This window comes from Synechococcus sp. A10-1-5-9 (assembly GCF_047716785.1).
GTDB lineage: Bacteria > Cyanobacteriota > Cyanobacteriia > PCC-6307 > Cyanobiaceae > Synechococcus_C.
In genome coordinates this window covers 701348-727579 of record NZ_CP180406.1, presented here as the reverse complement: position 1 = coordinate 727579, position 26232 = coordinate 701348, and the positions used below count along the sequence as shown (strand labels likewise).

Genomic DNA, 26232 nt, shown 5'->3' with positions numbered 1-26232 from the left:
TCATCAAGAGAAGAGAACACCGATGGCGGCAGGGCTGAACCCTGGTGAGGACTCCGATGGACAGGATCCTTACCAGCTGTTGCAAATTCAGTCCGACGCCAGTTTTGACGAGGTTCAACGCGCCCGTGATCGAGTTCTCAAGGCCTGCGGTGACGATGTAGTGGCTCGCGCGAAGGTCGAAGCGGCCTATGACGGCGTTCTCATGGATCGTCTTCGCGATCGTCAGTCCGGCCGCCTGAGCGCTGAAGCGGCGACAGCTTCGCGCGTAGAGCGTCAGCAGGGCGAGGGAGGGATGGTTCAAACCACCAACGGACCGGCGGCTCTGCTCACTCGGTTTCGCAATCTTTCACTTCCAGCTCCTTCTTTTAAGGGATCGGCGATGGTGCCCGATCTCACGCTTGTTGAAGGTCAGGGGCTGGTGGTCCGCCTCTCCCTAGGAGCTCTTGCTCTGCTCTTGTTGCTGTTTGCACCGCAGACGATCGAGCTGCTTCTCGCTTTGGGAACGATCGGTTTGTTCCTTAGTCAGATCCGCCGTGGACGCCGTCCCCTTAGCTCCTTGGGTTGGGGCGTCTTGTTGTTAATCCTCGGTCTTGTGGTTGGGGCCTTGCTCAGTGTTGCTGTGGCCGGCTCGGGTCTGCCTTTCACCATGGAACAGTTGCAAGCATTGCCTGCCCTGCTGCTGCTCCTCGCTGGAACGCTGCTTCTGGCCTGATCAAGCCAAGGTTTTGATCAGTTCCGCAAGCTCAACCTCATCGACCTTGTACACCTCGCTGCAGAAGTGACAGGTGAGCTCTGCGCCCCGATCGGTTTTCAACATGTCGGTGAGCTCATCAGGGCCAAGCAGCGTGAGGGCTCCCAAGCTGCGCTCTCTGCTGCAAGGGCAGTGGAACGACACTGATTGCATCGGTTCACCACTCGGAATCGGTTGTGGATCCAGATCGGGGAAGACTTGTTGGATCAATTGCTCCGGATGATCACCGCAGCTGTTCAGCTGTTTGCTGAAATCCTGAATCTCACGGCAGCGTTCCTCAAGTAAGGCCACCAAGGCGGGCTCTTCAGCGGCTTTGGGAAGAACCTGCACCAGCAGTCCACCGCTGCTTTCCAAGCCATCGCTGTTGATGGTTTCACCCACAAACACTGCCGATGGAGTCTGTTCGGAGTGCAGCAGGTAGGACGCCACATCTTCACCGATGCATCCGCTCACGAGCTCGACCGTGCTGCTGAAAGGTTCACCTTTCCCTTCGTCTCGCACCACATGCAGGTAGCCCGTTCCCGCGGCCGTTGTGAAATCAAAACTGGCCTGACCGTTGGTGGAGCGGACTGGATCGAGTTCCAGATTTGGATTGCCCACATAGCCACGAACCCGTCCATCCCGTCCGGCGTCCACCGAGAGACCTCGGATAGGGCCGTCCGACCCCAGCCTGAGATTGACCCTTCCGTGGCTCACCTTCATGGAACTGGCCAGAAGCAGCCCTGCACTCATGGCCCGTCCAAGCATCACAGTGGTGAGATAGGAGAGCCCGTGGCGAACCTGGGCGTATCGGGTTGTGTCGCTGGTGGTCACGGCGACAAGCCTGATTCCCCCCCCAGCTGCGGTCGCCCGCACCAGCCGATCAGCCATGGCTGCCCTGCATCGCAGCGGTCATGGTGACAGAGCGAGCAGCTGGCCGTCGCGCAGTTGGTTGTGCTTGCAGTTCCAGCTCCGGAACAGATCGGGTTCATGGGTCACCACGATCAAAACATGCTGTCTGGATAGGTTGAAGAGCAGGTCCAAGACCTCACCTCGAACCGACCAGTCCAGGCCCGCGGTCGGTTCATCAAGGAGCAGGACCTCTGGTTTTCTCAGAAGCTGCACGGCCAAAGCCAGCCGTCGTTGTTGCCCGCCACTGAGCCGCTCCGGAGCCTGTCGGTTGTCCACCCCATGCAGTCCCACCTGGCTGAGGACCTCAATCTGGTCGTCACCGGCCAGTCGGCGATGACCCAGTTTCAGTTCCTGGCTCACGCTCAGTCCTAAGAAGTGACGTTCAGGAAATTGGAACACGACACCGCAAAGCCAGCGTCGCTGGCGTTGATTCAGGCTTGCTCCCTTCCAGGTGATGCTGCCGGATTGGGCTCCGACCATGCCGCTGATGATCTCCAGGAGGCTTGTTTTACCGCTGCCGCTTTCCCCTGAAATCAGCAGGGGGCTGCCCTGTTGCGCCGTCAGGGAGACTCCGTTGAGGATGGAACTTCCTGCGGTTGCCGGTTTGTAGTGGATATCGGTGAGTTCCAGCATTTCCTAAAACGCGCTGTATCCCTTATCCAGGCAAACCCAGCATGGTCGATCAGGCTGAAGCCAGCGATGATGCGGTGGTCACCTGAAGGCCATGCACGTTCGCTTCCGAGAGGTTGATCCCTTCAACTGCTGGCTCTGGCTGCGCTTCAGCGAAGTTCCTAGCCAAGGTGAGCGCAACTATGTCGATGGAATCTTCGACAGCTGGTACGTGCTGGGAAGGCTTGGAGGCTTCAATGCGGAATCCATGCAGGTGCACGAAGAGGGTGATGAGCTCAGCTGGATGAGTTACGACAATGAAGAGTCCACCTCAGTGATGCCGGCGTTGATGCACAACATGGGCCAACTCGAGTATGAGCAGGATTGGGCTCGTTGCTGGGTCGATCTTGGAACGAGTGATGGGTTCTCCCTTGATGTGCTGATCAACGCCTTGCGTCAACTCGATTCTGATCTTGTACAGATCGAGGAACTCTTGATCGGAGGCGTGAATGAGGATTGGCCAGTTGAGGACCATCCAGACAGCATCTTCCCGGGTATGACCTGAGCGGCTGTGGCTGAGCGACGGCGGCTGCTGATTGAACCCGCCAGGCTTCGTAGCGCTCAGGCGTTGAGCCGCATTGGGCTCACCGTGGCGGAGGCGCGTTACCTCAAGCGAGTGCTCCGCTTGCGGCCCGGTGCTGAGGTGCACGTCGTGAGTGGTTGCGGCCAGTTGTTCAGCACTCGACTCACAACAGAGGGTGATCTTGCGCTGGATAGTGAACTTGGCGCGCTCCCTTACACCGTTGCAGCACCCCACCCACCGTTAGGGCTGGCCGTGTCCTTGATGCGCCGCGGTATGGATGAGGTGATGCGCATGGCCTGCGAGCTGGGGGTGGATCGCTTGCAACCTCTTCAGGCCCAACGCTGTGTACCGCAGGCGGAGTACAGGCCTGATCGCTGGGGAGTGATCCTGCGCGAGGCGGTAGAGCAGTGTGAACGACTCTGGGCTCCTGAGCTTCTGCCTGTCCTGTCGACCGACGACTGGTGGGGCAACCCTTCCGCGGAGCACCTCCGCCTGATCGCGGTGACCCGTGATCAGGCCTGTTCTGATCTGTCGACTCTGTTGGCGGTCACGAAGTCCTTGCCTGATGGCTGCTGGATCACGATCGGGCCTGAGGGTGGCTGGACCAGCGCAGAGCTTCTCTCCGCAGCCGAGGCCGGCTGGTGTGGAGTGGGCCTCGGTGACACGATCCTGCGCAGCTCAACGGCGGCAGTGGCTGCAACCACGGCTCTCTGCAGTTGGAGGCGAGAGGTTCAGCGCTCCTGATCCTTGTAGGCATCCATGAGCTGGCGGGCCTTGACCCCCATCCGGCGCAGTCGGGCAATGCGTGCACTCGTCAGAGGTTGCTCGCGGACCGCCCTGGGCCTGGCCTCCTCAGAATTGGATTGATCACTGAGCCCGATCCAGCTCAGAAAGCCAGCTGCTCGCTTGGATTTCAACGTCATCTCGGATGTTTAGGCCTGACTCAGCTCTTGAACAGCTCTGAGGCCATCGAGCGGAAATTGGAGAGATTGCGGCCGGGCTTGCGTTTGCCAGGGCGAAGTCCGGTGCCGGGCTGCAGGGCTTGCGGTGCAAACGTCACGTACTGAATGGCAGGACGGGATGCTTCCGCAGCAGCCAGTTCTGCGGCCATCGCCTCTGCTGTGGTGAGGGAGGGTTTTGGTTCGGTGCTGGTGGATGTGGTCTGAACCCTGCCAGGAGCTGGTGCTGCTGCGACTGCAGATGTTGCGGCTGTCAGAACAGCTGATGCGCTGACCGTACCGTCCGATTCCTCTGGGGATTCGGACACGACTCTCACCGTGCCGAGCTGGAGCTTTTGCGTCTCCGCCGACTTCGCCGTATCCAGTTCGAGATAAAAACCCTTACGCAGCAGCACCATGCGGATCCGGAATGACACCAGTGGTGATTATCCGCGCAAGCGAAGCCTTCAGCGTTGATGCTTAGGGCAGTGCAACACATGCCATGGCCTTTGCTACGCCAGATTTCCCAACCCAGGAGCCAATGCTCTGGCTGACGGCGTTGGTGGTGAACGGTGTTCTGATCAGCGTGGCGCAGTGCTTTCCGGTGCTGACGCGTGCTGGTTGGTGTCATGCGGGACTTCTCGGCACGGTGCTCTGGGGTGCCTTGGGTTGGCGGGGGTGGCTCGCGGTGGTGGCTTACCTGGTCTTGGGTTCATTGGTCACCAAGCTGGGATTCGCGCGCAAGCGAGATCTGGGTCTTGCCGAGGCCCGGGGAGGACGCCGCGGGCCTGAAAATGTCTGGGGTTCAGCCTTCACCGGCCTGGTGCTGGCGATGCTTGTCGCCGCTGGACTGGGATCTGAGCACCTCTTGCTGGTCGGGTTTGCGGCCAGTTTCGCGGCCAAGCTTGCCGATACGTTCGGCAGTGAAATCGGGAAGCGCTGGGGACGGACCACCCTGCTGATCACCACATTGCGGCCAGTGCCGGCAGGCACTGAGGGTGCCGTGAGCATTGAGGGGACTCTTGCCAGTGCTCTGGGAAGCCTGTTGATGACCTTCGTGATGGCACTGCTAGGCCTGCTGACAACGGCTTCATCTGTGGTGCTGGTGTTTGTGGTTGGGCTGGTTGCCACGCTGCTCGAGAGCTTTTTGGGAGCCACCGGCCAGGGTCGATGGCCCTGGCTCAGCAATGAAATCGTCAATGCCTTGCAGACAGCCTGGGCTGCCTTGCTGGCGATGGCAGCGGCGGCATTCCTGGGGGTGATGAATTGAATGTTGATCCAGCCTTGTAGCGCAGGTCCCGCAGTGTGTCCTGCAGGATTGTCGACAACCTTCTTCGATTCATCTGTTCCTGTTCAGCCAGGCGGCTGATGGGAATGCCGTCGATCCAGTACGACCAGAGCCAGCGGCGATGATCCGGATCCAGGTTTTGCAGGGCCTCATGCAACCAGCGTTGTTGGGGGTCGTCGTGAGCCTCGCTCCCTGGGCTGGGAAGCAGCTCGATCTGTTCGTCGCCATCGGTTGGTCTTGCTCCTTTTTTCGTTGAAATCGGGGTGTTCAACGACACCAGGCGTTGATCCAGATGGGCGCTTTTCGCCTGCTGCCAGCGGCGAGGGGACACCCCCAGAGCGGCGGCCAGATCTGCATCGCTGAAGGTTGCCTGGCCTGCATGCAGGCGCTGCTCCTGCAGCCGCATGCCACGGGTGTGCAAATCCTTCAGTCGCCAGGGAATTCTCAGTGTTTGCAGACGATCGCGCCGGTAGTGAAGGATCTGACCCGTGGCGCTGGGCATGACGTAACTGCTCACCCGGTGGCCACGGGAGGGCTCGAAGCAGTTCAAACTTTTCACGAGTCCGAGACAAGCTTCTTGGCGGAGGTCGTCGTACTCGCCGCCGCCCCGGGGCAACTGTTGATTGGCCGCATGGTGAGCCAGCCCAAGGTGTTGCAGCACCTGTCCATTGCGCTTTTGGATGGATGCAGGAATCGGGCGGTGCTGCTCCCGGCGCTGCAGACGTTCGAGCCGGCGGCAGGGCGGGGTCGGTGGTGTGGTGGAGGTCATTCGCAGGCATTGCGTTGGGACCTTTTCACCGTCCGCTGCCTGTGTCTTTCGATGCCTCCCCCCTGCGGATGAATGCTGTTCACCCTTCAGGGGGATGCAACTCCCGAACCCGGTTCAGTGCTTGCCGGTGCGACCGATCAGATAGGCGCTGAAGGCCAGCATCAGCACACCGGCACAGTATTGAAGGAGTTCCGTGATGGTTTTCACCTCGAAACCCACCATCACCTTGAAGGCGGTAACGATCAGAGCCACGATGATCACCTTGGTGAGCTTGTGCTTCAAACCATCGAGGGATTCGATATTGAGAAGATTTCGACGTTCCTGAGAGTTGTCCTGCTGGCGGACATCGATGTCGGAAATAATCAGCTCATAGATGCCGTAGCCGAAGATCAGCAAGGCGATGCCGATTAGGTAGTAGTCGATGCCTCCAACAACCTTGCCGATCAACAGTGTGCTGTTGGCGTAGGTGAAATGACCTTGCATCACCTTCGTGAGCACGGTGAGCTCTTCGTAGGTTCCAAGCACGAAGCAACTGACGCTGCCCATCAGGCTCATCACCACAGGGATGAGCGTGATCAGGCGGAACCTCCAGATCGCACTTTCGAAGCGTCGCTCCACACGGAGCTTGCGTGTGGGTTTGAGGTTGTCGCCCATGCTCGACTGATCACTCGCTCTTCCTTAGCAGCCAGGTGCCCATCAGGCCGTGGTTTGAGCCGCAGGAGGCCGTGGTTGCGGCGTCGGGGTCAGCAGGGCCGGGATGGAGAACGCGATCAAAGCGGACCCGACCGTCAGCAGCACGAACAGAGGCCCCGGCCGGACCAGCGGCTGACGTTCCATCACGGTGCGACAGCGAGAACACACCGGCACGGATCCTTTTGGAGGATGCAGCACGATCGCTGGACCACAACAGCATTCGGGGCAGCGGTACCGAGGCATGGGGAACGAAACCGATGGCAGCACACGAACGCGTGCAGTTGATTGCGACAATCATGCGTTGCCGCTTGTGGTCACGCCATGCCTCTCAGCTCCCTGGTGCGTCTGCTGCAGACCTCGGCGCTGAGCGGTGAGCTGTGTGATCGGCTCGATCGCTCGGACCGTTTGCTGCTGCGTGGAGCTGGGCGCGCTGCCCGCGCTTTGGTGGCTAGCGCCATGGCCCGCCATCAAGACCGGCCTCTGTTGGTGGTGGTCCCCACTCTGGAGGAGGCCGGACGCTGGACCGCGCTGCTTGATCTGATGGGTTGGCGCAGTGCCCAGCTGTATCCCACCAGTGAGGGGTCTCCCTATGAACCCTTTGATCCCACCAGTGAGATCACCTGGGGGCAGTTGCAGGTTCTCAGTGAATTGCAGGTCGAAGGGCAGAGCAACGACCTGGCGATCGTGGCCACAGAGCGCTGTCTTCAGCCCCACCTGCCGCCCCCGCAGGTGCTCGCTGACCGCTGCCGCACCCTGCGCAAAGGCGACACTCTTGATCTCGAGGTGTTGGCCCTTTCTCTCAGCCAGCTGGGTTACGAGCGGGTGTCGACGATCGACCAGGAAGGCACCTGGAGTCGGCGCGGGGACATCGTGGATGTGTTTCCGGTGAGCAGTGAGCTGCCGGTGCGGCTTGAGTTCTTCGGCGATGAACTCGACAAACTCAGGGAGTTTGACCCCGCCAGTCAGCGATCCCTGGATCCGATCGACAGCCTGCGGCTGACCCCGACCGGGTTTAGCCCTCTCATCGCCGAAGCCCTGCGCGAGTCGATGCCCGATGGGTTGGATCAGCTTCTGAATGAGCAGGCTCTCAATGAGCTTCTCGACGGCGGCACCCCGGAAGGGATGCGTCGGTTGCTCGGACTGGCCTGGCAGGAGCCCGCGTCTCTTCTCGACTATCTTCCCGCAGCGTGCTGCGTTGCCATTGATGAGCGCCGGCATGGGCGATCCCATGGCGATCAATGGTTCGACCACGCCGAAGAGCACCATGGTGATCTCGGACTGCCGTTGCCAAAGCTCCATCGCCCGATTGATGAGGCCATGGCTCTGGCTGATGCCTTTCGTGGTTTCGATCTAGCTGAACTGCAGGAGAAGGACGATCACCCCAATGCTTTTGATCTCAACAGCCGGCCGGTTTCGGCGTATCCCAATCAGTTCGGCAAGCTTGGTGAGCTGATCAAGGGCTACCAGAAGGAGAAGCAGGCGGTGTGGCTGCTGTCGGCCCAGCCGAGTCGTGCCGTCGCCCTGCTCGAAGAACACGACTGTGTCAGTCGTTTCGTTCCCAATGCGGCCGATGCTGCGGCCATTGAACGGCTGGTCGAGCAGAGCACACCGGTGGCTCTGAAAACCCGTGGCACCGCTGATCTCGAGGGACTGCAGCTGCCCGCCTGGCGCGTGGTTCTGATCACTGACCGTGAATTCTTCGGGCAGCAGACACTGACCAGCACGGGGTATGTGCGTCGGCGGCGGAAGGCGGCCAGTCGCACGGTGGATCCCAACAAAATGCGCCCCGGCGATTTTGTGGTGCATCGCAACCACGGCATCGGTCGCTTCCAGAAACTCGAGAAGCTGGCCATCAGCGGTGAGGTGCGCGACTACCTCGTTGTGCAATACGCCGATGGCATCCTGCGGGTGGCCGCAGACCAATTGGGAAGTCTGGGGCGATACCGAGCCAACAGCGATGCTCCGCCTCAGCTGAGCAAGATGGGCGGTTCGGCCTGGGTGAAAGCCAAGGAACGGGCCAGCAAGGCCCTGCGCAAAGTGGCGCTCGATCTGGTGAAGCTCTATGCCGAGCGCCATCAGGCTCCGGGGTTCGCCTTCCCTGTGGATGGTCCCTGGCAGACCGAGCTCGAGGAGTCGTTCCCCTACGAACCGACACCCGATCAGCTCAAAGCCACGGCAGAGGTGAAGCGGGACATGGAAAAGTCCCAACCGATGGACAGGTTGGTGTGCGGTGATGTGGGCTTCGGCAAGACCGAAGTGGCCATCCGGGCGATCTTCAAGGCGATCACCGCGGGGCGTCAGGTGGCCATGCTCGCCCCCACCACGGTGCTGGCCCAGCAGCACTGGCGCACCCTCTCCGAACGTTTTGCCCCTTACCCGATCAAGGTGGCTTTGCTGAACCGGTTCCGCACGGCTGGAGAACGCAAGTCAATCCTCGAGGGATTGAAAAAAGGCACCATCGATGCCGTGGTCGGTACCCATCAGTTGCTCAGCAAAAGCACAGCTTTCGAGAAGCTCGGCCTGCTTGTGGTGGATGAGGAGCAACGCTTCGGGGTCAACCAGAAGGAAAAAATCAAGGCCTTACGCAAGGACGTCGACGTTCTCACGCTTTCGGCAACGCCGATTCCACGAACGCTTTACATGAGTCTTTCTGGTGTGAGGGAGATGAGCCTGATCACCACACCGCCTCCGTTGCGGCGTCCGATCAAGACCCATCTTGCCGCTCTCGATGAGGAGGCGATTCGTAGCGCGATCCGTCAGGAACTGGATCGGGGTGGGCAGGTGTTCTACGTGGTGCCTCGCGTGGAGGGGATTGAGGATGTGGCTGGTCAGTTGCGTCAGATGCTTCCTGGGCTGAAGTTGTTGGTGGCTCATGGCCAGATGGCCGAGGGTGAGCTTGAAAGTGCCATGGTGGCCTTCAACGGTGGTGAAGCCGATGTGATGCTTTGCACCACCATCGTGGAGAGCGGTCTCGACATTCCACGGGTGAACACGATTCTCATCGAGGACGCGCACCGTTTCGGACTGGCTCAGCTGTATCAGCTGCGCGGTCGTGTGGGCCGCAGTGGCATTCAGGCCCATGCCTGGTTGTTTTATCCAGGTAATGCCTCCTTGAGTGAGGCGGCGCGTCAGCGTCTGCGCGCGATTCAGGAATTCGCCCAGTTGGGAAGTGGTTATCAGCTGGCCATGCGCGATATGGAGATCCGGGGCGTCGGCAATCTGCTTGGTGTGGAACAGAGCGGACAGATGGAAGCGATCGGCTTCGATCTCTACATGGAGATGTTGCAGGAGTCGCTTGCGGAGATTCAAGGGCAAGACATTCCTTCTGTGGATGACACCCAGGTGGATCTGCAGGTGACAGCCTTCATTCCTGCGGACTGGATCACCGATGCAGACGAGAAGATGGCTGCGTATCGCGCTGCAGCGGAATGCCTCAGCAGTGATGAGCTCGTGGAGTTGGCGGCTCTCTGGGCTGACCGTTATGGAGCGCTGCCAGGACCGGTTCAGTCGTTACTGCAGCTGATGAATCTGAAGCTTCTGGCCAAACGCTGCGGTTTTTCCCGCATCCGTCCGGAGAAGCCGAACATTGTTTTGGAGACGCCCATGGAAGAGCCGGCCTTCAGGTTGCTCCGGCAGGGCTTGCCCCAACACCTGCACGGCCGGTTGGTGTACCAGGCTGGACCTGGTGCTGCTGCCAAGGTGCTGGCCCGGGGACTGGGGGTTCTGCCGATGGAGAAACAGCTGGATGAGCTCAAGGGCTGGCTGGAGCAGATGGCGGCTCAGATCCCAGATGCTGACGGATTGACTGCTGAGCAGCGAGAGCAGCAGCAGAAAGACCGTAACGAGGCTGTTCTGAGCGTCTGAGCCATGGGGGCGCTGATGGAACCAGATGAATATGAGAAACGTCCGACACATTGCGCAATTCTTCGTTACAGTCACTTCAGGTATTTGGAACCATGGGCGAATTCATCGATCCGATCAGTTCCGTTGGCTCCTTCGGACTTCTGTCAAGCCTCGTTGGGGCAGCTGCCCTTGGCATCTTTGCTCTTTGGCAGGACGATTCCCAAAATGACGACGATGACTCTTCTCCTGGTGGCGGCTTGATGCAACCGGTCGCCTGAACGTTTTTTTTTTGATTCGTCATATTCCCTAAACCATCCCCCAGTTGGGGGATGGTTTTTTTAATGCTCCGTCCGAGGGTGGCCGAGTCCCTTGCAGCGGTCCATGTCCTTGCCTTCAAGGTGTCAATCCTTTCTGTTGGTCGGAGTTTCTGGTTTTGTTCTGGGCGTTCTGCCTGCGCGCGCCTCCTCCTGGGATGCCATCGATGCCTTGCGGGGACGGCTGACCAGCGCCGGTGTGCGTGTCATTCAACAAGACTGCTCTCGCAGCGGTTTGCAGGGCTTTTATCACCCCAGGAGTGACACTCTGGTGGTGTGCCGATCCCATCAGACCCCGTCTCAGGTGTGGGACACCCTGGCCCATGAGGCCACTCATCGCATGCAGCAGTGCGCCGGTGGGTTGATCACCGACCAGCGGCATCACCGGGCAATGGCGGCCGCCCTCGTGCGCAGTCATCCCGCCGAGATCCGTTCCATGCGTGCCTACCCCCTGGGACAGCAACTGGCAGAGCTGGAGGCTCGGTACACGGCGAAGCTTCCGTCCCAGCAGGTTCTCGAGCTGTTTGACCGGTATTGCGGATCGCAGGTTCGCATTTAGGGGGCTTTGGCTCTGGAGACCCCGTTGTTCTTTCATCTTTTTTCAAATGAATTCACTTCTCATGCAACTTGCTGCGGCCGCACTCGGTCAGTTCGCCGCTGGCGGAAGCAGCATGCCGATCGGCATGCCCGTTGGCGGTTTTCCGGTCGGCATTGGTGTGCCCAGCGTTGACCAGACCTTCTCGCTCCAGCTGGCCTCCCTCGCCACAGCGACCTGCTTGTTGCGTGAAGGTCAGATCAGCCGCGACCAGGCTCGCAGCATGCTCTCGCGTCAGGGAGATGTCTGGGGGTGGGATGCCCAGTGGGGCCGACGCATCCCCTTAAGACGGGTCGACCAAGCCATTGGTGCTGCAGGTGGCTGCGCGGCGATGGTGAACCGCATTCAGGAAACAAGGACTATTTCGCCTTACTCGGGGGTCGTTCCCGTGAGCGAGCGGCCGCGTTTTGGCTCGAGTCGCAGTGCGATGGAAGGCTTTGGTCTCTATCCCTACCGTTGAAGCGCTGACTGGAGATTGGCGCTGCCCGGTTGGAACGCCTGGCCACGTTCCGGGGAGCGCAGGGCTTTGATCAGCGTGGTTTCCGCTGCCCGGTATTGACTGTCTTTGCCCGTTCCCAGCTGCTCAACCGTGAGCGATTGAATCTCCTTTTCGCTTAGTTCGACCGGTACATCAGGACGGATCCCGTTCTTGTGAATGTCCGTTCCTTTCGGGGTGAGGTATTTGGCGATCGTGACGGTGAGTCCGGAGCCATCCGAAAGCCCCCGGACCGACTGAACCAATCCTTTGCCGAAGGTCTTCTGACCAACGAGGACCGCTCGTTTGTTGTCTTGAAGTGCTCCCGAGAGGATCTCGCTGGCGCTGGCGGATCCCTCATTCACAAGCACCACCACGGGACGATCCGTCACCGCATTCCCGGTGGCCCGGCGGATGTCCTGAATGCCATCGCGTGTTTTGGTACTGACAATCGTGCCTTCGTCGAGCCATTGGCGGGCGATGTCCACGCTGGCTTCCAGAAGGCCGCCAGGATTGCTGCGCAGATCAAGGACAAAGCCTTGGGCACCCTTCTGCTCAAGTTTCCGGATCGCCGCCCTCATCTCCCGGGAGGCTTTGGCATTGAACTGCTTGAGGCGGATGTAGCCCACCTTTGTGCCGTCTGCACTGGTATTGAGCCGACTCTCGACGGCGTTGATCTCGATGCGGGCCCGTTTGAGGGGAACGATGACCACCTCTCCCTTTCGGCGCAGACCGAGGGTGACTTCACTGCCTTCTTTGCCGCGGATCAGCTTCACCGCGTCGTCGGTGGTCATCCCCTTGGTTGTCTTGCCGTCGACCGAAACGATCACGTCCTTAGGTAGAACGCCAGCTTTCGATGCCGGAGTTCCTTCGATCGGCGACACCACCACGATTTCCTTGGTGTCCTTGTCGAGAGTGATCTGTATGCCTACCCCGGTGAGTTCACCTGAGGTGTCAATCTGCATCTGTTTGAACTCTTTGGGGTCCAAAAAGCGCGTGTAGGGATCGTCGAGGCTGGCCAACATTCCCCGAATCGCTTCATACGACTCATCGGTGCCTGCGTAATTCTTGGTCAGCAGGTCACGGCGCAGGCGTGTCCAGCGCTCCGGTGAGTAGTTGCCGGTGGAATCCAGGTAGTCGCGATAGACGATCTGCCAGACCTGGTCAATGACCTCCTTCGGGCTGTCAGTAATCGACGATGAATTTGTACTGGGAAGACCCAGACCCGGTGCCGCGATCGCCACGGCGGCTGCGATGCCTCCGGCACCAAGAATCAGCAGAATGCCTTGGCGATGGGAGTGCTCAGGGCGCAGTCGGGGAGTGGGCATAACGTCCTAGAGGACTGATAGCTCACAGTAACGACATCAGTCGGGATCCACCCAGCGTCCGTCGTCCTTGATGATCTGGATCAGCGCTTCAACTCCTTCGGTTTCCGGCACCTTTCGGATCTCATCACGCCCTCGATAGAGGGAAATCACTCCAGGGGTCTTGCCGACGTAACCGTAGTCGGCATCGGCCATCTCACCTGGGCCATTCACGATGCAACCCATCACAGCAATGTCGAGACCGGTCAGGTGGGATGTGGCATCCCGAACCTGATTTAGAACCTCCTCAAGATTAAACAAAGTGCGACCGCAGCTTGGGCAAGCCACGTATTCGACCATCGTTTTGCGCAATCCGAGGGCTTGAAGGATTGAAAAGCAGACAGGTATCTCTTTCTCAGGTGCTTCGGTGAGAGACACACGGATCGTGTCTCCGAGGCCCTCGGCCAGGAGTGTGGCGATCCCGGCGGTGCTTTTGATCCGGCCGTAGTCCCCATCACCCGCTTCCGTCACCCCGAGGTGAAGGGGGTAGTGGAAGCCCTCACGATCCAGGGTGTCGGCCATCAGGCGATAAGCCGCCAGCATCACCGGGGCCCGGGACGCTTTCATCGAGATCACGATGTTGTGGAAGTCGAGTTCATCGCAGAGGTGCACAAACTCCATGGCGGATTCGACCATTCCCTCCGGTGTATCCCCATAGGTGAACAGCATCCGTTCGGCCAGTGATCCATGGTTCACGCCGATGCGAAGGGCCTTGTTCTGCGTCTTGAGGACTTCAACAAGGGGAGCGAAGTCGTCCTTGATGCGTTGACCAATCGCCTGAAATTCTTCACGGCTGAAGTCCTGCCGATCCGGGTCGGGTTTATCGAACACGAACAGCCCCGGGTTGATGCGCACCTTGTCAACGTGCTTTGCCACTTCAAGGGCGATGCGGATGCCGTTGTGATGCACGTCCGCAACAAGAGGAACACCACAGCCCTGCGATCGGAGGGCTGCGCGGATGTCTCCCATGGCCTTGGCGTGCGCCATGGAGGGCGTGGTGACGCGAACGATCTCGCAGCCGGCATCGGCGAGCCTTCGGATGCCAGCCACGGCACCCTCGATATCAAGGGTGTCTTCATTGATCATCGACTGAACGGCGACCGGGTGCTCACTGCCGATCGGCACGTCGCCCACCATGACGGTGCGGGTCCGACGCCGGTGAATCACCGTGTCGTACCGCTGACTCCGAGCGGTGTCATTGCCGGTCTGAGAAGCGGTGGCCAGGGAGCCGGTCATGGATCGTTCAGGGACCTTGGCCAAACCATGGCATACCTATCCCCCTTGTGCGCTAAGCCTGCGTTTCGCTTCCTGCAAATCCTGGAGGGTGAGGGCCTGGGGGGATCCTGCTTCCCGCGATTGAAACCGCAAGAGATAGGAGGGATGAAACACCGGCATGAAGGCCCTTCCCTCCTGCTCGTGCCACTGACCTCTCAGCTTGCTGATCCCGCTTTTGATCCCTAGCAGCGCCTTAAGAGCCGTTGCTCCAGCCATCAGCACCAAGGAAGGGTTCACGAGCTCGAGTTGTTCCTCTAGCCAGGGTCTGCATTGCCTGATCTCCTCAAGCGTGGGCTTTCGGTTGTTGGGGGGCCTGCACTTGATCACGTTGCAGATGTAAAGGTCTTGGTCTTCATCCAGTTCTGCTTCCTTGAGCAGCGCACTGAGCAGCCGGCCTGAGCGGCCGACGAAGGGCAGCCCCAGGCTGTCCTCGTCGGCTCCGGGTGCTTCACCGATCAGCATCAGATCGGACCCGGGGTTTCCCCTGCCAACCACTGCCTTTTGCCGATGATGAGCGAGATCACAGCGCCGGCAGGCTGCACATTGGCTGTTTAAGGCGTCGAGAGCTTTCACTTCGCTTCCTCGGGTGATTCTTTTGATTGAGTGACCAGCAGCAAAAAGCGTTGACCCTCAGGATCCTTGAGCCAGCTTTCTGCGCCGAATGATTCTTGGCGGGGTTCTTCCGCACTGGATCCGCCCAGAGCGATGACCTCATCTCGCCAGGAGCAAAGTTCCTGCAGGGGGTTGTGGCGTGTGATCCGTTGAAGGCAAGGTGCCAGCACGGCGCCTGAGGCCGGCCAGGGGCGACGTCGTGATGGGGTGTAGATCTGCAGCGACCCTCCCTCCGGTAAGGGGACGATCCAGTGGTGTTCAGCCAGGCCCGATTGGGCTCTGGTCTGAAGAAGACCGGCATAAAACGCTGCCAGTCTCTGAGGGTCCCGTGCGGCCAGGACCCAGCTGAGGGAGGGCTTTGGGTTGTCCATTTCCCCATGGTCCTCCCTCGGATCGAGGCCCTTCTGCCTTGGCGCTTGGTTGTCTGTGACACCACATCAGGCAGGATGAGTTCTTTCGTACCTGCGCATCCACTGGAGGGGTGCCGCGCTGATGTCACGCCCGCTCTCTCTATCCAGCCGGGCCGAAGCCCTGCAGCCTTCGCTCACGCTGGCGATCAGCGCTCGGGCCAAGGCCCTGCAACAGGAGGGGCGCGACATCTGCAGCCTCAGCGCCGGAGAGCCAGATTTCGATACTCCTGAGTTCATTGTTGAGGCCTCTGTTGAGGCCTTGAGGAACGGCATGACTCGTTACGGTCCCGCTGCCGGGGATTCCACCCTGCGTGAGCTGATCGCCAGCAAGATCAGTAAGGAGAACGGCATTCCAACCTCAGCGGCCGAGGTTCTGGTCACCAATGGCGGGAAGCAGGCGATTTACAACCTTTTTCAGGTTTTGCTGAACCCCGGCGACGAGGTCTTGATTCCTGCGCCGTACTGGCTCAGTTATCCGGAGATGGCTCGCCTCGCCGGTGCCCGTCCGGTTGCTGTTCCCTCGTCGGCTGACGATGGCTTCCGCCTGGATCTCAATGCGCTTGAAGCCGCGATCACTCCGGCCTCCCGGGTGCTGATTATCAATTCTCCTGGCAATCCGACAGGCCGTGTGCTCAGTCGCGATGAGCTGTTAGCCATCGCTGAGCTGGTGCGTCGTCACCCTCGGCTTGTGGTGATGAGCGATGAGATCTATGAATACCTGCTCGACGACGGCGTGACCCACGACAGCTTTGCGTCTCTTGCTCCAGATCTTCAGGATCGCTGTTTCATGGTGAATGGTTTCGCCAAGGGGTGGGCGATGACCGGATGGCGCCTGGGTTATCTCAGCGGCCCTGAATCCGTGATCAAAGCTGCATCCGCTCTCCAGAGCCAGAGCACCAGCAATGTCTGCAGTTTTGCCCAGCAGGGAGCCATTGCCGCTCTGACGGCTCCACGGGACTGCGTTCAGACGATGGCTGAGAGCTACAACCGCCGCCGATCCTTTCTCGTGGCAGGCCTGCAGGCGATGAGCGGTATCACCCTGGTCCCCCCCCAGGGTGCCTTTTATGCATTTCCTCAGCTGCCTGAAGGGTGCGGCGATTCAATGAGTTTCTGCCGCAGGGCCCTGGAAGATGAAGGGTTGGCGATCGTTCCCGGAGTCGCCTTCGGTGACGACCGCTGTGTACGGGTGTCCTGTGCGGTCTCGCGTGAGACGATTACAGATGGCTTGGCCCGACTGGCCCGCCTGCTTGCTGTGAATTGACACCTTTTTCGCAGTTCCTGAAGGATCGTTTCACCAGAAACCAGTTCATGCCCATTCGAGAACGAGGGGCCGTCGCCCTTCTGGCTTTGTCTCTTTGCCAGGGGTTGACGGTCCTGCCGTCCATGGCCAAACCGGCGCTTCGCGTCGGCGCCATTCCCGATCAGAACCCCGAGCGACTGAATCGTCTCTATGGCCAGCTTGGTGATGAGCTCAGCGACCGTCTGAAGGTGACCGTTCGCTACGTGCCGGTGAGCAACTACCCCGCTGCTGTTAGTGCCTTCCGGACCGGTGGCTTGGATCTGGTCTGGTTCGGTGGCCTGACCGGGGTTCAGGCCCGTCTCCAGACTCCCGGAGCCAAGGTCTTGGCGCAGCGGGATATCGATGCTCGCTTCCGCAGTGTGTTCATCGCCAATGCCTCAGCGGGTCTCCAACCGATCCAGTCCATCGGCGGCCTCACCAGTTTGCGCGGGAAGCGCTTCGCCTTTGGCTCGGAGAGCTCAACGTCCGGCCGTTTGATGCCGCAGCATTTCCTCGAGAAAGCCGGGGTCACTCCCAGTCAGTTCAGCGGAGGCCGGGCGGGCTTCAGCGGCAGTCATGACGCCACCATCGCTTTGGTGCAAAGCGGGGCGTACCAGGCAGGTGCCTTGAATGAGCAGGTCTGGACGTCCGCTCTGAAAGAGGGTCGGGTCAACACCGACAAGGTCGCTGTGATCTGGCGAACCCCTGAATATGTTGACTACCACTGGGTTGCACGCCCTGATCTTGATCAGCGCTTCGGTTCGGGTTTCACAACGCGCCTGCAGAAGGCGATCCTGGCTTTACAGCCAACCACCCCCCGCCAGACCACGATTCTCGAGCTCTTCGCTGCCAAACGTTTCATTCCTGCTGATGCCAGCCAGTACAAGCCGATCGAAACGGTGGGTCGCCAGCTCGGCAAAATTCGTTGAGTTCCCTGCTTCAGCTTGAAGAGGTTCAGTTGGTCGGCTCGCAGAGAGACCGGCTGATCAGCCTGTCGCTGCAGGTCCACCGCGGAGAGCGTGTGGCTCTCTTGGGCCCCAGCGGCGCCGGCAAGAGCTCATTGATGTCTGTGATCAATGGCACCCTGATCCCACAACAGGGAACGGTTCTCTGGCGAGGCAGGAGTCTGCAGCAACGCAACCGCCGTCAGCGCTGTGAGATCGGCACCCTCTGGCAAGACCTGCGCTTGATTGAGGAACTCAGTGTTGGGCAGAACATCAATGCCGGCGTCCTTGGTCGGCGTGGATTGCCCTGGGCGTTGGCGAATCTTCTGTTCACCATCGGCTCAGAGCCCTGTCTGCAGTGCTTGCGCCAGGCTGGATTGGAGCCCCAGGTTTTGGGCTCTGAAGGTTTGGATCGCCCCGTGAAACGGCTGTCGGGAGGACAGCGACAACGGGTTGCCCTGGCCCGGTTGTTCCGGCAACAACCGTCTCTGGTTCTTGCCGATGAGCCTTTGGCCAGTCTGGACCCAGCCATTGCCGCCGAAGTGCTCGATCGCCTTCTGGAACGAGACGCTGATGGCTCCCTCGCCTACGGTGCGGAAGCGGTGATGGTGTCGCTGCATCGACCGGATCTGATTCATCGTTTTGATCGTGTCCTGGCCCTGCGGGATGGACGTCTGTTGATCGATGCACCGGCAAGGGCTGTGACGCCTGGGGAGCTTCAGGATCTCTACGCACTGTGATGGCTCTGCCCCGACCCAGTGCACCCGCGCTCGCCGTGCTGCCAGCCTTGGCACTGCTGCCGGTCTTGATCACCGTTCTCGCTGGGATTCACGCCGGTGGCGTTGAAATCTGGATGGCGTTTCTCTCTGCAGCGGTTCATCCGTCCCTCGACCCACTACTGCTCAAAGCTCTATTGAGAGCTCTGCAGGTCACGCTGGCGATGGCTTTGGCTGGATGGAGTCTCAGCCTGGTTCTTGGGGTGCTGCTTGGGTGCTTTGCCTCAGAACGTCTCATGCAGACGTGGAGATGGCCAACCTGGCCGGCGTGGATCCTTCGCCGCTCCCTGGCACTGCCTCGATCGGTGCATGAGCTGATCTGGGGACTGCTGCTTCTGCAGGTTCTCGGTCTGCATCCCTGGGTGGCGGTCGCCGCGATCACGATTCCCTATGCGGCCCTGGTCGCTCGCGTTTGGCGCGACCAGCTGGATGCGCTTGATCCATCCAGGCTTCAGGCACTGCTGCAGGGCGGTGCGCCCCCCCTCGCCGCTTGTTGCACCGCACTGTCCCCCGCCATGGGCACAGTGTTGATGAGTTATGGCGGGTATCGACTCGAGTGCGCATTGCGAAGTGCAACGCTTCTGGGTGTGTTTGGCCTGGGAGGCCTGGGCACTGATCTGCAACTCAGCCTGCAGTCGCTGCAGTTCAGAGAGCTTTGGAGTGGGCTGTGGTTGCTTGGCCTTCTCAGTGTTTCTTTGGAGATCCTGCTCACGCTTTGGCGACGTCAATCCCACAAGGCCCAGGCAGGCCAGCGACGCCTGTGTCTCTTCCTCGCCGGTGTGATTGTGGCGGGGATCACAGGAAGCACCTGGCTCCATGTGTTGTTGCCGGATTCCGGCAGTGTCGTCTGGCAGGGACTGGCGTTGCCGGATTGGGGCCGTCTGATGCTGGCCGCTGCAGAACTTCCCTGGTTGCGGCTGATCTATGAGACGCTCCTGCTCACAGTGCTGGCCGCTGGGATTGCGGTAGGACTTCCTCCGCTGGCGATGTTGTTGGTCCCCTCACGGCCGTGGCAGGTCGTTCTCAACGCTGTCTGGGCTCTGATGCGTCTCATCCCCCCACCGCTCACGGTGTTGCTTCTGCTGCTGAGCAACCGTCCAACCCTTGCAATCGGTGCGTTGGCGCTCGGGTTGCACAACGGCGGGGTGATGGGACGTTTGTTGCGCGAAGAATTGGAGCAGCAGTCTGCTGATCAACAGCAGGCCATGGGCGCGTTGGGAGCTTCTGCACGGCTCAGCTGGCTCTATGGCCTGTTCACGCCGCGCAGCCCCGGATACCTGGCCTATGGGGCCTATCGCAGTGATGTGATCCTGCGGGAGACCGTTGTGGTGGGCCTGATCGGTGGAAGTGGACTGGGCTGGCAGTTGCTGGAATCGCTCAGTTCCTTCCACTGGGATGCTGTTTTGGTGTTGATCGGGGCCTATGCCTTGATCACCCTGCTCGGGGAGTGGCTCAATGATCAGTGTCGGGACCGCTGGCTGCAAAGCTGATCACCCGTTGTGAGTGACTGAATCCATGCGCCATCCCCGTCAACTGGTGGTGATTGGTGATAGTGGCGTGGTCGGCTGGGGAGACACCGAGGGTGGCGGCTGGTGCGAGCGGTTACGGCGCTCCTGGATGGCGCTTCCGGATGCACCTGTGATCTATCCATTGGGGATTCGCGGTGACGGACTCGAGTCGGTGTCGCAACGATGGGAGGATGAATGGGCCTGTCGTGGGGAGCTGCGACGCCAACATCCGAAGGCTTTGCTGGTGGCGGTGGGCCTGAATGATTCAGCCAGGGTTGGTCGTGCCGACGGCCGGCAACCACTTGATGCTCAGGCCTTGCGCTTCGGGTTCGAACAGATGCTTCACGCCATGACGGCTCGAACCCAGGTGTTTGTTCTGGGACTGTCGCCGGTGGATGAACAGGTGATGCCGTTTGCTGACTGTCTTTGGTACAGCAACAACGACATCGCTGTGCATGAAGCCCAAATTGAAGAGGCTTGCCTCGAGGTGGATGTTCCCTTCATGCCTCTCCACGCGGCGATGCAGGCAGAGCCGGGGTGGCTGGCCTGGATTGAGCCTGACGGCATCCATCTCAACAGTGACGGGCATTACTGGATCGAGCAGCGGGTCCGGTCGTGGGGTGCTCTCCAGAGCTGGGCAGGTCTGGAGTTGCAGGCACAGCTCACCCTGGGCTGAGGCCTATCAGACTTGCTTGAGATGTGAGATCGGGCATGCGCGTGTTCATTGTTGTCTTGGCCGCCGCACTTCAGGCGACACCAGTTCTTGCACAGAAGAATTCGGTGACCTGTGAAGCATTTTCCAGCGGTTTCACCACGCCTGATGGCTGCCTGGATGGAAGTCAACCCTCATCGGGGCCCATTCCCAAAGATCAGTGGAGTGTGGATTACGACGATGATTTCTGGCCGGACGGTTGGTATGGCCCTGGTATCGGAGACACGTTCTGAGTCGTGGCGAGATGCTGAACCGGTGAACTGTCGCCCTTGGATTGGGATTTCAGCGGGCGCGGAATCCGCCGTCGTCGGCGTGATCAGTGAGTGTGCTGGCTTTTGAGCAGTTGAGCAAGCTCACCAAGGGGCCATCCGAGGTTGCGTAGATGGCGAAGCAGGCCTTTCGAGGCCTGGTAGTACCCATTGCTGTACTGAGGCGCGTAGCCGATTTCCTTCAAGGTGAGCATCAGCAGGCGATGTTCCCGTCGGGTTCCCTCCCGCGCTTCCAGGATTTGGAACCCCCGTTCCTCCAGATCAATCCGGGTCTGCCCACTGAGGTCTTCACTGAAGCCGAGCTGGATCACGTGGTCGATCTCCCTGTAAGCGGTGAAAACGCGCGCTCCTCGGTGATCCTCCAGAAATTGATACCGCTCGGTCACGGCGATCACCGCTTCCATGCACGGAGCCAGCAACGCCTGCTCGATTGAGGCTTGCTTGAGGGTCATGACAGTGCTCCTCCAGCGGTCAGGCGCTCTTCGCACGCCATTTCGTAATTGCGGATCGCGCCGGCAGGGATGGAGCCGTTGCTTTTTAGCTGGCGTACGGACAGTTCCACGCACTGCAAGACAACACTGGTGAGCTCGCGACCTTCGCAGAGAGCCCAGCTGCGCAGCAAGACGTGAAGGCTTGGCGGAACAGAGACCGTCAGCTTCACCTGGTTTTCCCGTGGGACAGCCATACGACGGGAGATTGGAGTGAGTCAAATTTAGCCTAGAGATGCTGCTGAGCAACTTGTGGGTAGCTGCTGGGTATCTCTGAAGGTGCTTTGAGCTGGATTAATGCTCACGCTCTCATCGTTCAAGCAGGATGATTCGATTGTTTGAGGGCATTAAGCGAATGTCTTGAAGGGCGAGTCCGGCTTTCCGGGCCTCCTCGACCACAGCCTCCTGCTCGCGGACTCCCCAGCTCGGATCGCGTTCCTGCAACGCGTCGTCGAAGCGTTGATTGCTTTCGCTCACATGCTTTCCACTGACCCGAAATGGGCCGTAAATCAAGAGCTTCCCTCCTGGTTTCAGGTGGCGGACGGATCCCTGCATGAGAGATCGTGTGCACTCCCAGGGGGAGATGTGGAGCAGGTTCACAGCCACAACCATGACCGGAGCCTCTGAACCATGCGCTAACCAGTCATGGGAGCACACATCCAATGACAAAGGCTGCGGCATCACAGTGGTCAGTCCTTCTTTGCTGATCCATGCGCTGATGCTGCGGCAGTGATTACGGTCTGGATCACTGCACTGCCAGGTGATCTGGGGAAATCGCTTTTGAAAGGCAACGCCGTGTTCGCCCGATCCACTGGCCAGTTCGAGAATGAGTCCCTTCGGGGGGAGAGCCTCGGCCAGGACATCCCCGATCGGCCTCCTATTGCGTTGCGTCGCTGGAAAAAACAGCCTTGCGTCGGGACTGGAGAGATCCATCAGGATTAGTCGCTGCAGCTGTTGGCCGGTGTTTCGCAGGAGCGAGTGAGCTCGTGAAGCCATCCCTGCAGCGCGTTCAGGGCTTCAGCTCGGATGCGGTAGTACACCCAGCGTCCGCTTTGACGATCCCCCAGCAGACCTGCTTCCTTCATGACTTTGAGGTGAAATGAAAGGCGTGACTGGGACAAGGTCAGAGCCTCTGTTAGGTCACACACGCAGCGCTCGCCGGTGGACAGCTGATCGAGTATCCGGAGTCGCAGGGGGTCTGAGAGTGCTTTGAGCAGGCTCTGGGCTTGGTCGCTATCCAAATTGAGCACTTTGTCCACGGAGGACGTCATGGACTACGTCGGCATTCATGCCAGCGTAAGTGGGCCAGTTTCGAGGGATTGTCTGCAGGTCTGCAACTTGTTCAGGATTCCTTGTTCAGCCCTGAATCGCTTTCCAGGTAAACGGTTTGGCTCGGGAATGCGAATTCGATGCCCATATCTTCAAAGGATTGCATGATTTTGAGATTGATCGCCTGCTGATCATTGAGGGCGACGGTGTAATCGCGTGTATCGATGTAGTAAGCAAGCTCGAAATTCAGGCTGGAGTCTCCGAATTCAGTGAAATGACAACGGGAGAAGGTGCTGTGTTCCTGCTGGGCGATAATGGCTTCAATCATCGCCGGAATCGCTTTCATCTGATCCACGGTCGTGTCGTATGTGACGCCAATGGAGTAAATCATTCGTCGCTGATTCATTTCAGCAAAATTCTGAATTGTATTTTCCGTGAGAGTGGAGTTGTTCATCACCACAAGCTCACCACGCAGGCTTCGTAGATGAGTGGATCGAACCCCAATCTTTTCCACCGTTGCCGTCATCGATCCTGACTGGATTGTTTGCCCCAGAGTGAAGGGCTTGTCCAGAAGGATCATGAGGTAAGCAAAAAGTTCTTGGGCGGGTTCTTTCAGGGCGAGGCCGATGCCAATGCCGCCGGCGCTGAGCAGACCCCAGATCACGGTCATTTTCACGCCCAGGCTTTGTAAGAGGGCCAAGATTCCGACGATCCACACCAAAGCCCTAAGCAAAGGCAGAAGGCTTGTGAGCAGCTGTTGCAGCTCTTCCCCTCCAGAGCGCCTCGCGGCAATGGTGAGGAATCGGGAGGCGACTCGATTCGCATAGCGGACCATCACGATTGTGACGACGGTCCGCAGGCCGACGCCATAGGCCACCTTTAAGTTGCTGGTTAGGCCAAGATCCTGCTCGGTGAGAACCAGGATGATGATGATGCCGATGGGGATGACGGCATCCGCGAGTGCGCTGATCGCTAAATCGTCAAAATCGCCTTTTGTTTTGCGAGTGAGTTGAGGTAAAACTCGCCGCAACAGGTAGGAAAGCACCAAGGTGATTGCTGCGCCGCCCAGAACGGTCCAGAGGAGATGACTCACGTTCATTGGCGATTCATTCACTTCTGAAAATTTTGCTAGGGATCGGCGTTGCCTGCAAGCTCATTGTGTTCAAGCGTTCTTGTCCGTCGAGCGCGACCCATGAGGCTGCCCATCGGGTTCGTCCTGGGAACCAGGTGGTTGCATCAATCAATGTTGATCAATCAAGATAGTTTGATCTTTTCGGGCGATCGAGCCCTTTGATCTCATGCGGATCGGCATCAATGGCTTCGGGCGCATCGGTCGCCTTGTGTTCAGAGCGCTGTGGGGGCGACCCGGCATCGAACTGGTTCACGTCAATGACCCCGCCGGTGATGCCGCAACCGCCGCTCATCTTCTGGAGTTTGACTCGGTCCATGGCCGCTGGGATCGCGCGATCAGCAGCAGCGCTGAGGGATTCACCGTGGAGGGGGCCCTTCTGACATGGTCGAGTGAGAAAGATCCCACCGCTGTGCCTTGGTCTGAGCGCGGGGTGGAGATGGTGCTGGAGGCCAGCGGCAAGATCAAAACGCCAGAGACCCTCAACCCCTATTTCGAGCAGGTAGGGCTGAAACGTGTTGTTGTGGCTTGCCCTGTGAAGGGTGTCGTTGCCGGTGCGGAAGCTCTCAACATTGTTTACGGCATCAACCATCACCTTTACGAGCCGGATCGGAACCGGTTGGTGACCGCGGCTTCCTGCACCACCAACTGCCTGGCGCCTGTGGTGAAGGTGGTGCATGAGAGCTTCGGCATTGAGCACGGAATGATCACCACCATTCACGACATCACCAACACCCAGGTGCCGATCGATGCCTTCAAGAGTGATCTGCGACGGGCCCGCTCTGGCCTCACCTCACTGATCCCCACCACGACCGGATCGGCCAAGGCGATCGCGATGATCTTCCCTGAGCTCAAGGGCAAGCTCAATGGTCATGCGGTCCGTGTACCGCTGCTCAATGGTTCCCTCACCGATGCCGTGTTCGAGCTCAAGCACAGCGTCACGGTTGAAGAGGTGAATGCAGCGTTCAAGGCTGCTGCGGAAGGTCAACTCAAGGGGATCCTGGGTTACGAGGAGCGCCCTTTGGTGTCTTGTGATTACACCAACGACAATCGCAGTTCGATCATTGATGCGCTGTCCACGATGGTTGTTGATGGCACTCAGTTGAAAGTGTTCGCTTGGTATGACAACGAATGGGGTTACAGCTCGAGAATGGCTGATCTCACTTGCCATGTTGTGGAGAGTGAGGCATGAAGCTCTCCGCTCTGCAGCAGTACGGAATTGTGACGGCCAATTATTGGGCGTTCACCCTCACTGACGGCGCCTTGCGCATGTTGGTTGTGTTCCATTTTCACGAGCTCGGATACTCCACCCTCGAGATCGCCTTTCTATTTCTCTTTTATGAATTCTTCGGGGTTCTCACCAATCTCTATGGAGGCTGGATCGGAGCTCGTTATGGATTGCGTCTCACCCTTTGGGTCGGGACGCTTCTGCAGATCTTTGCGTTGTTGATGCTGGTTCCCGTCGCGGAATCCTGGCCAAAGCTCCTGAGCGTGGTGTACGTAATGGTTGCTCAGGCGATCAGTGGGATTGCCAAGGATCTCAACAAGATGAGCGCCAAGAGCGCCATTAAAACGGTGGTTCCCGAAACCCCAGATGATGCTCAAAAAGGTGAGAAGCAATTATTTAAGTGGGTGGCGATCCTCACCGGTTCCAAAAATGCTCTCAAGGGGGTTGGTTTTTTCCTTGGCGGAGTTCTGCTCACAGCATTGAGTTTCAATGCTGCCGTGGCCTGGATGGCTGCAGGTCTGGCACTGGCTTTTCTCGTCACTCTGGTGTTGCCGGGCGAGATCGGAAAAATGAAGGCCAAGCCTGCGTTTTCGTCTCTGTTTTCGAAGAGCCAAGGCATCAATGTGCTTTCGGCCGCTCGTTTCTTTTTGTTCGGTGCCCGCGATGTGTGGTTTGTGGTGGCACTTCCGGTGTTTCTGGAAGCCTCCCTTGGCTGGGGGTTCTGGGAAATCGGCGGCTTCCTCGGCCTCTGGGTGATTGGTTACGGGATCGTGCAGGGCACAGCCCCCGGGCTGCGTCGCCTCTGGGGACAGCGTGAAAGTCCCGGGGCGTCTGCTGTGCAGTTTTGGAGTGCCGTTCTCACCGCAATTCCCGCGCTCATTGCCATCGCCCTTCTTCGTGAGGTTGATGTGGCGGTCGCGATCGTGGGCGGTTTGGCGGCTTTTGGAGTCGTCTTCGCGATGAACTCCTCGATTCACTCGTACATGGTGCTGGCTTACACCGATGAGGAGAACGTGAGCCTCAATGTGGGCTTCTATTACATGGCGAATGCGGCAGGCCGTCTGGTTGGAACCTTGCTTTCCGGTGCCGTGTTTCTGATCGGTGGAACTCCCTCCTCAGGGATGCAGGCCTGCCTCTGGACTTCATCTCTCCTTGTCTTCCTCTCGTGGTTCACCAGTCTGCGGCTTCCTGCTGTTCGGAGGTCGGCGGCTTAGCGTCGG

Annotated in this window: 32 protein-coding genes; 16 read left to right on the top strand and 16 right to left on the bottom strand. The window is 59.3% G+C overall.

Annotation, left to right across the window (positions count from 1 at the left end; all coding sequences use genetic code 11):
- Positions 1-22 precede the first annotated feature (22 nt).
- A complete protein-coding gene (locus ACLM45_RS04260) occupies positions 23-712 on the top strand; it encodes a CPP1-like family protein (protein ID WP_415410769.1) in 690 nt (229 codons plus the stop codon).
- Here ACLM45_RS04260 and hslO read toward each other — a convergent pair whose 3' ends face one another.
- Positions 713-1621 (bottom strand): Hsp33 family molecular chaperone HslO, encoded by a 909-nt coding sequence (gene hslO, locus ACLM45_RS04255; protein WP_415410767.1) that lies wholly within the window; start codon positions 1619-1621, stop codon positions 713-715.
- A 21-nt stretch (positions 1622-1642) separates the two neighbouring features.
- Positions 1643-2275: an ABC transporter ATP-binding protein gene (locus ACLM45_RS04250; RefSeq protein WP_006041666.1), complete on the bottom strand. Its 633-nt coding sequence runs from the start codon at positions 2273-2275 to the stop codon at positions 1643-1645.
- A 91-nt stretch (positions 2276-2366) separates the two neighbouring features.
- Between ACLM45_RS04250 and ACLM45_RS04245 the strand changes: the two genes are divergently transcribed.
- Together ACLM45_RS04245 and ACLM45_RS04240 are read left to right on the top strand one after the other, a co-directional pair.
- Entirely contained in the window at positions 2367-2816 is a 450-nt protein-coding gene (locus ACLM45_RS04245) for a DUF3531 family protein (protein WP_006041665.1), read from the top strand.
- 6 nt (positions 2817-2822) lie between these two features.
- On the top strand, positions 2823-3578 hold the full coding sequence (locus tag ACLM45_RS04240; RefSeq protein ID WP_415410766.1) for a 16S rRNA (uracil(1498)-N(3))-methyltransferase: 756 nt from the start codon (positions 2823-2825) through the stop codon (positions 3576-3578).
- Here the strand turns inward: ACLM45_RS04240 and ACLM45_RS04235 are convergent.
- Both ACLM45_RS04235 and ACLM45_RS04230 read right to left on the bottom strand, forming a co-directional pair.
- Entirely contained in the window at positions 3566-3757 is a 192-nt protein-coding gene (locus ACLM45_RS04235; protein WP_415410764.1) for a hypothetical protein, read from the bottom strand. The genes ACLM45_RS04240 and ACLM45_RS04235 overlap by 13 nt on opposite strands.
- Before the next feature lie 20 nt (positions 3758-3777).
- Entirely contained in the window at positions 3778-4209 is a 432-nt protein-coding gene (locus tag ACLM45_RS04230; protein ID WP_232198944.1) for a hypothetical protein, read from the bottom strand.
- Between the two features lie 65 nt (positions 4210-4274).
- Here ACLM45_RS04230 and ACLM45_RS04225 point away from each other — a divergent pair, with 65 nt between their 5' ends.
- Positions 4275-5042 carry a DUF92 domain-containing protein gene (locus ACLM45_RS04225; RefSeq protein ID WP_415410762.1) on the top strand — a complete coding sequence of 256 codons (768 nt, stop codon included), beginning with the start codon at positions 4275-4277 and terminating at the stop codon, positions 5040-5042.
- On the opposite strand, the gene ACLM45_RS04220 is transcribed toward ACLM45_RS04225, so the two are convergent.
- The 3 genes from ACLM45_RS04220 to ACLM45_RS04210 all read right to left on the bottom strand — a co-directional run bounded on the left by ACLM45_RS04220 (position 4969) and on the right by ACLM45_RS04210 (position 6820).
- Entirely contained in the window at positions 4969-5829 is an 861-nt protein-coding gene (locus ACLM45_RS04220; protein WP_415410761.1) for a sigma-70 family RNA polymerase sigma factor, read from the bottom strand. The genes ACLM45_RS04225 and ACLM45_RS04220 overlap by 74 nt on opposite strands.
- Before the next feature lie 114 nt (positions 5830-5943).
- Positions 5944-6483: a YqhA family protein gene (locus ACLM45_RS04215; RefSeq protein ID WP_006041658.1), complete on the bottom strand. Its 540-nt coding sequence runs from the start codon at positions 6481-6483 to the stop codon at positions 5944-5946.
- A 10-nt stretch (positions 6484-6493) separates the two neighbouring features.
- Complete coding sequence (locus ACLM45_RS04210) at positions 6494-6820, bottom strand: hypothetical protein (protein WP_006041657.1); 327 nt, start codon at positions 6818-6820, stop codon at positions 6494-6496.
- A 23-nt stretch (positions 6821-6843) separates the two neighbouring features.
- Between ACLM45_RS04210 and mfd the strand changes: the two genes are divergently transcribed.
- From mfd to ACLM45_RS04190, 4 genes are all read left to right on the top strand, one after another.
- Positions 6844-10386: a transcription-repair coupling factor gene (gene mfd / locus ACLM45_RS04205; protein WP_415410759.1), complete on the top strand. Its 3543-nt coding sequence runs from the start codon at positions 6844-6846 to the stop codon at positions 10384-10386.
- A 92-nt stretch (positions 10387-10478) separates the two neighbouring features.
- Positions 10479-10643, top strand: coding sequence for a hypothetical protein (locus tag ACLM45_RS04200; protein WP_006041655.1), 165 nt, complete (start codon positions 10479-10481; stop codon positions 10641-10643).
- Between the two features lie 136 nt (positions 10644-10779).
- Complete coding sequence (locus ACLM45_RS04195) at positions 10780-11238, top strand: hypothetical protein (protein WP_415410757.1); 459 nt, start codon at positions 10780-10782, stop codon at positions 11236-11238.
- Positions 11239-11284: 46 nt separating this feature from the next.
- Positions 11285-11734 (top strand): hypothetical protein, encoded by a 450-nt coding sequence (locus ACLM45_RS04190; protein ID WP_415410755.1) that lies wholly within the window; start codon positions 11285-11287, stop codon positions 11732-11734.
- Here ACLM45_RS04190 and ACLM45_RS04185 read toward each other — a convergent pair.
- Genes ACLM45_RS04185 through ACLM45_RS04170 form a run of 4 tightly spaced genes read right to left on the bottom strand, consistent with a single transcriptional unit; the run spans position 11725 to position 15371 of the window.
- Positions 11725-13077 carry a S41 family peptidase gene (locus ACLM45_RS04185; RefSeq protein WP_415410753.1) on the bottom strand — a complete coding sequence of 451 codons (1353 nt, stop codon included), beginning with the start codon at positions 13075-13077 and terminating at the stop codon, positions 11725-11727. The two genes, ACLM45_RS04190 and ACLM45_RS04185, sit on opposite strands and share 10 nt — an antisense overlap.
- 36 nt (positions 13078-13113) lie before the next feature.
- A complete protein-coding gene (gene ispG / locus ACLM45_RS04180) occupies positions 13114-14349 on the bottom strand; it encodes a (E)-4-hydroxy-3-methylbut-2-enyl-diphosphate synthase (protein ID WP_415410751.1) in 1236 nt (411 codons plus the stop codon).
- Between the two features lie 36 nt (positions 14350-14385).
- On the bottom strand, positions 14386-14961 hold the full coding sequence (locus tag ACLM45_RS04175; RefSeq protein ID WP_006041650.1) for a uracil-DNA glycosylase: 576 nt from the start codon (positions 14959-14961) through the stop codon (positions 14386-14388).
- The gene (locus ACLM45_RS04170; protein ID WP_006041649.1) at positions 14958-15371 is read right to left on the bottom strand and encodes a VOC family protein; all 414 of its coding nucleotides are present in this window, start codon (positions 15369-15371) and stop codon (positions 14958-14960) included. Before ACLM45_RS04170 ends, ACLM45_RS04175 begins: the two co-directional genes overlap by 4 nt.
- A gap of 121 nt (positions 15372-15492) precedes the next feature.
- Between ACLM45_RS04170 and ACLM45_RS04165 the strand changes: the two genes are divergently transcribed.
- Genes ACLM45_RS04165 through ACLM45_RS04140 form a run of 6 tightly spaced genes read left to right on the top strand, consistent with a single transcriptional unit; the run spans position 15493 to position 20862 of the window.
- A complete protein-coding gene (locus tag ACLM45_RS04165; protein ID WP_415410749.1) occupies positions 15493-16671 on the top strand; it encodes a pyridoxal phosphate-dependent aminotransferase in 1179 nt (392 codons plus the stop codon).
- Positions 16672-16718: 47 nt separating this feature from the next.
- Positions 16719-17618 (top strand): putative selenate ABC transporter substrate-binding protein, encoded by a 900-nt coding sequence (locus tag ACLM45_RS04160; protein ID WP_415410747.1) that lies wholly within the window; start codon positions 16719-16721, stop codon positions 17616-17618.
- Positions 17615-18373, top strand: coding sequence for a phosphonate ABC transporter ATP-binding protein (locus tag ACLM45_RS04155; RefSeq protein ID WP_006041646.1), 759 nt, complete (start codon positions 17615-17617; stop codon positions 18371-18373). Before ACLM45_RS04160 ends, ACLM45_RS04155 begins: the two co-directional genes overlap by 4 nt.
- Positions 18373-19899: a hypothetical protein gene (locus ACLM45_RS04150; protein ID WP_006041645.1), complete on the top strand. Its 1527-nt coding sequence runs from the start codon at positions 18373-18375 to the stop codon at positions 19897-19899. Before ACLM45_RS04155 ends, ACLM45_RS04150 begins: the two co-directional genes overlap by 1 nt.
- A 25-nt stretch (positions 19900-19924) precedes the next feature.
- On the top strand, positions 19925-20593 hold the full coding sequence (locus ACLM45_RS04145) for a GDSL-type esterase/lipase family protein (RefSeq protein ID WP_415410745.1): 669 nt from the start codon (positions 19925-19927) through the stop codon (positions 20591-20593).
- Between the two features lie 35 nt (positions 20594-20628).
- The gene (locus tag ACLM45_RS04140) at positions 20629-20862 is read left to right on the top strand and encodes a hypothetical protein (RefSeq protein ID WP_415410743.1); all 234 of its coding nucleotides are present in this window, start codon (positions 20629-20631) and stop codon (positions 20860-20862) included.
- A gap of 83 nt (positions 20863-20945) precedes the next feature.
- On the opposite strand, the gene ACLM45_RS04135 is transcribed toward ACLM45_RS04140, so the two are convergent.
- The 5 genes from ACLM45_RS04135 to ACLM45_RS04115 all read right to left on the bottom strand — a co-directional run bounded on the left by ACLM45_RS04135 (position 20946) and on the right by ACLM45_RS04115 (position 23754).
- Positions 20946-21350 (bottom strand): hypothetical protein, encoded by a 405-nt coding sequence (locus ACLM45_RS04135; RefSeq protein WP_415410741.1) that lies wholly within the window; start codon positions 21348-21350, stop codon positions 20946-20948.
- Entirely contained in the window at positions 21347-21583 is a 237-nt protein-coding gene (locus ACLM45_RS04130; protein WP_006041641.1) for a hypothetical protein, read from the bottom strand. The genes ACLM45_RS04135 and ACLM45_RS04130 overlap by 4 nt, the downstream gene beginning before the upstream one ends.
- 112 nt (positions 21584-21695) lie before the next feature.
- Positions 21696-22382 carry a DUF938 domain-containing protein gene (locus tag ACLM45_RS04125; RefSeq protein ID WP_415410740.1) on the bottom strand — a complete coding sequence of 229 codons (687 nt, stop codon included), beginning with the start codon at positions 22380-22382 and terminating at the stop codon, positions 21696-21698.
- Entirely contained in the window at positions 22325-22657 is a 333-nt protein-coding gene (locus ACLM45_RS04120; protein ID WP_415410739.1) for an ArsR/SmtB family transcription factor, read from the bottom strand. Before ACLM45_RS04120 ends, ACLM45_RS04125 begins: the two co-directional genes overlap by 58 nt.
- A 71-nt stretch (positions 22658-22728) precedes the next feature.
- A complete protein-coding gene (locus ACLM45_RS04115; RefSeq protein WP_415410737.1) occupies positions 22729-23754 on the bottom strand; it encodes a mechanosensitive ion channel family protein in 1026 nt (341 codons plus the stop codon).
- Between the two features lie 199 nt (positions 23755-23953).
- On the opposite strand from ACLM45_RS04115, the gene ACLM45_RS04110 reads away from it, so the two are divergent.
- Together ACLM45_RS04110 and arsJ are read left to right on the top strand one after the other, a co-directional pair.
- Positions 23954-24976 (top strand): ArsJ-associated glyceraldehyde-3-phosphate dehydrogenase, encoded by a 1023-nt coding sequence (locus ACLM45_RS04110; RefSeq protein ID WP_415410736.1) that lies wholly within the window; start codon positions 23954-23956, stop codon positions 24974-24976.
- Positions 24973-26226, top strand: a complete 1254-nt coding sequence (gene arsJ, locus ACLM45_RS04105) for an organoarsenical effux MFS transporter ArsJ (protein ID WP_006041636.1) — start codon at positions 24973-24975, stop codon at positions 26224-26226. Before ACLM45_RS04110 ends, arsJ begins: the two co-directional genes overlap by 4 nt.
- Positions 26227-26232 lie beyond the last annotated feature (6 nt).

What these genes read in the sequence shown, in the direction of transcription:
- ACLM45_RS04260 (WP_415410769.1), top strand. Translation starts at nt 23, where the DNA reads ATGGCGGCAGGGCTGAACCCTGGTGAGGACTCCGATGGACAGGATCCT.
- hslO (WP_415410767.1), bottom strand. Translation starts at nt 1,621, where the DNA reads ATGGCTGATCGGCTGGTGCGGGCGACCGCAGCTGGGGGGGGAATCAGG.
- ACLM45_RS04250 (WP_006041666.1), bottom strand. Translation starts at nt 2,275, where the DNA reads ATGCTGGAACTCACCGATATCCACTACAAACCGGCAACCGCAGGAAGT.
- ACLM45_RS04245 (WP_006041665.1), top strand. Translation starts at nt 2,367, where the DNA reads ATGCACGTTCGCTTCCGAGAGGTTGATCCCTTCAACTGCTGGCTCTGG.
- ACLM45_RS04235 (WP_415410764.1), bottom strand. Translation starts at nt 3,757, where the DNA reads ATGACGTTGAAATCCAAGCGAGCAGCTGGCTTTCTGAGCTGGATCGGG.
- ACLM45_RS04225 (WP_415410762.1), top strand. Translation starts at nt 4,275, where the DNA reads ATGGCCTTTGCTACGCCAGATTTCCCAACCCAGGAGCCAATGCTCTGG.
- ACLM45_RS04220 (WP_415410761.1), bottom strand. Translation starts at nt 5,829, where the DNA reads ATGACCTCCACCACACCACCGACCCCGCCCTGCCGCCGGCTCGAACGT.
- ACLM45_RS04215 (WP_006041658.1), bottom strand. Translation starts at nt 6,483, where the DNA reads ATGGGCGACAACCTCAAACCCACACGCAAGCTCCGTGTGGAGCGACGC.
- ACLM45_RS04210 (WP_006041657.1), bottom strand. Translation starts at nt 6,820, where the DNA reads ATGATTGTCGCAATCAACTGCACGCGTTCGTGTGCTGCCATCGGTTTC.
- mfd (WP_415410759.1), top strand. Translation starts at nt 6,844, where the DNA reads ATGCCTCTCAGCTCCCTGGTGCGTCTGCTGCAGACCTCGGCGCTGAGC.
- ACLM45_RS04200 (WP_006041655.1), top strand. Translation starts at nt 10,479, where the DNA reads ATGGGCGAATTCATCGATCCGATCAGTTCCGTTGGCTCCTTCGGACTT.
- ACLM45_RS04190 (WP_415410755.1), top strand. Translation starts at nt 11,285, where the DNA reads ATGAATTCACTTCTCATGCAACTTGCTGCGGCCGCACTCGGTCAGTTC.
- ACLM45_RS04185 (WP_415410753.1), bottom strand. Translation starts at nt 13,077, where the DNA reads ATGCCCACTCCCCGACTGCGCCCTGAGCACTCCCATCGCCAAGGCATT.
- ispG (WP_415410751.1), bottom strand. Translation starts at nt 14,349, where the DNA reads ATGACCGGCTCCCTGGCCACCGCTTCTCAGACCGGCAATGACACCGCT.
- ACLM45_RS04170 (WP_006041649.1), bottom strand. Translation starts at nt 15,371, where the DNA reads ATGGACAACCCAAAGCCCTCCCTCAGCTGGGTCCTGGCCGCACGGGAC.
- ACLM45_RS04165 (WP_415410749.1), top strand. Translation starts at nt 15,493, where the DNA reads ATGTCACGCCCGCTCTCTCTATCCAGCCGGGCCGAAGCCCTGCAGCCT.
- ACLM45_RS04160 (WP_415410747.1), top strand. Translation starts at nt 16,719, where the DNA reads ATGCCCATTCGAGAACGAGGGGCCGTCGCCCTTCTGGCTTTGTCTCTT.
- ACLM45_RS04150 (WP_006041645.1), top strand. Translation starts at nt 18,373, where the DNA reads ATGGCTCTGCCCCGACCCAGTGCACCCGCGCTCGCCGTGCTGCCAGCC.
- ACLM45_RS04145 (WP_415410745.1), top strand. Translation starts at nt 19,925, where the DNA reads ATGCGCCATCCCCGTCAACTGGTGGTGATTGGTGATAGTGGCGTGGTC.
- ACLM45_RS04140 (WP_415410743.1), top strand. Translation starts at nt 20,629, where the DNA reads ATGCGCGTGTTCATTGTTGTCTTGGCCGCCGCACTTCAGGCGACACCA.
- ACLM45_RS04135 (WP_415410741.1), bottom strand. Translation starts at nt 21,350, where the DNA reads ATGACCCTCAAGCAAGCCTCAATCGAGCAGGCGTTGCTGGCTCCGTGC.
- ACLM45_RS04130 (WP_006041641.1), bottom strand. Translation starts at nt 21,583, where the DNA reads ATGGCTGTCCCACGGGAAAACCAGGTGAAGCTGACGGTCTCTGTTCCG.
- ACLM45_RS04125 (WP_415410740.1), bottom strand. Translation starts at nt 22,382, where the DNA reads ATGGCTTCACGAGCTCACTCGCTCCTGCGAAACACCGGCCAACAGCTG.
- ACLM45_RS04120 (WP_415410739.1), bottom strand. Translation starts at nt 22,657, where the DNA reads ATGACGTCCTCCGTGGACAAAGTGCTCAATTTGGATAGCGACCAAGCC.
- ACLM45_RS04115 (WP_415410737.1), bottom strand. Translation starts at nt 23,754, where the DNA reads ATGAACGTGAGTCATCTCCTCTGGACCGTTCTGGGCGGCGCAGCAATC.
- ACLM45_RS04110 (WP_415410736.1), top strand. Translation starts at nt 23,954, where the DNA reads ATGCGGATCGGCATCAATGGCTTCGGGCGCATCGGTCGCCTTGTGTTC.
- arsJ (WP_006041636.1), top strand. Translation starts at nt 24,973, where the DNA reads ATGAAGCTCTCCGCTCTGCAGCAGTACGGAATTGTGACGGCCAATTAT.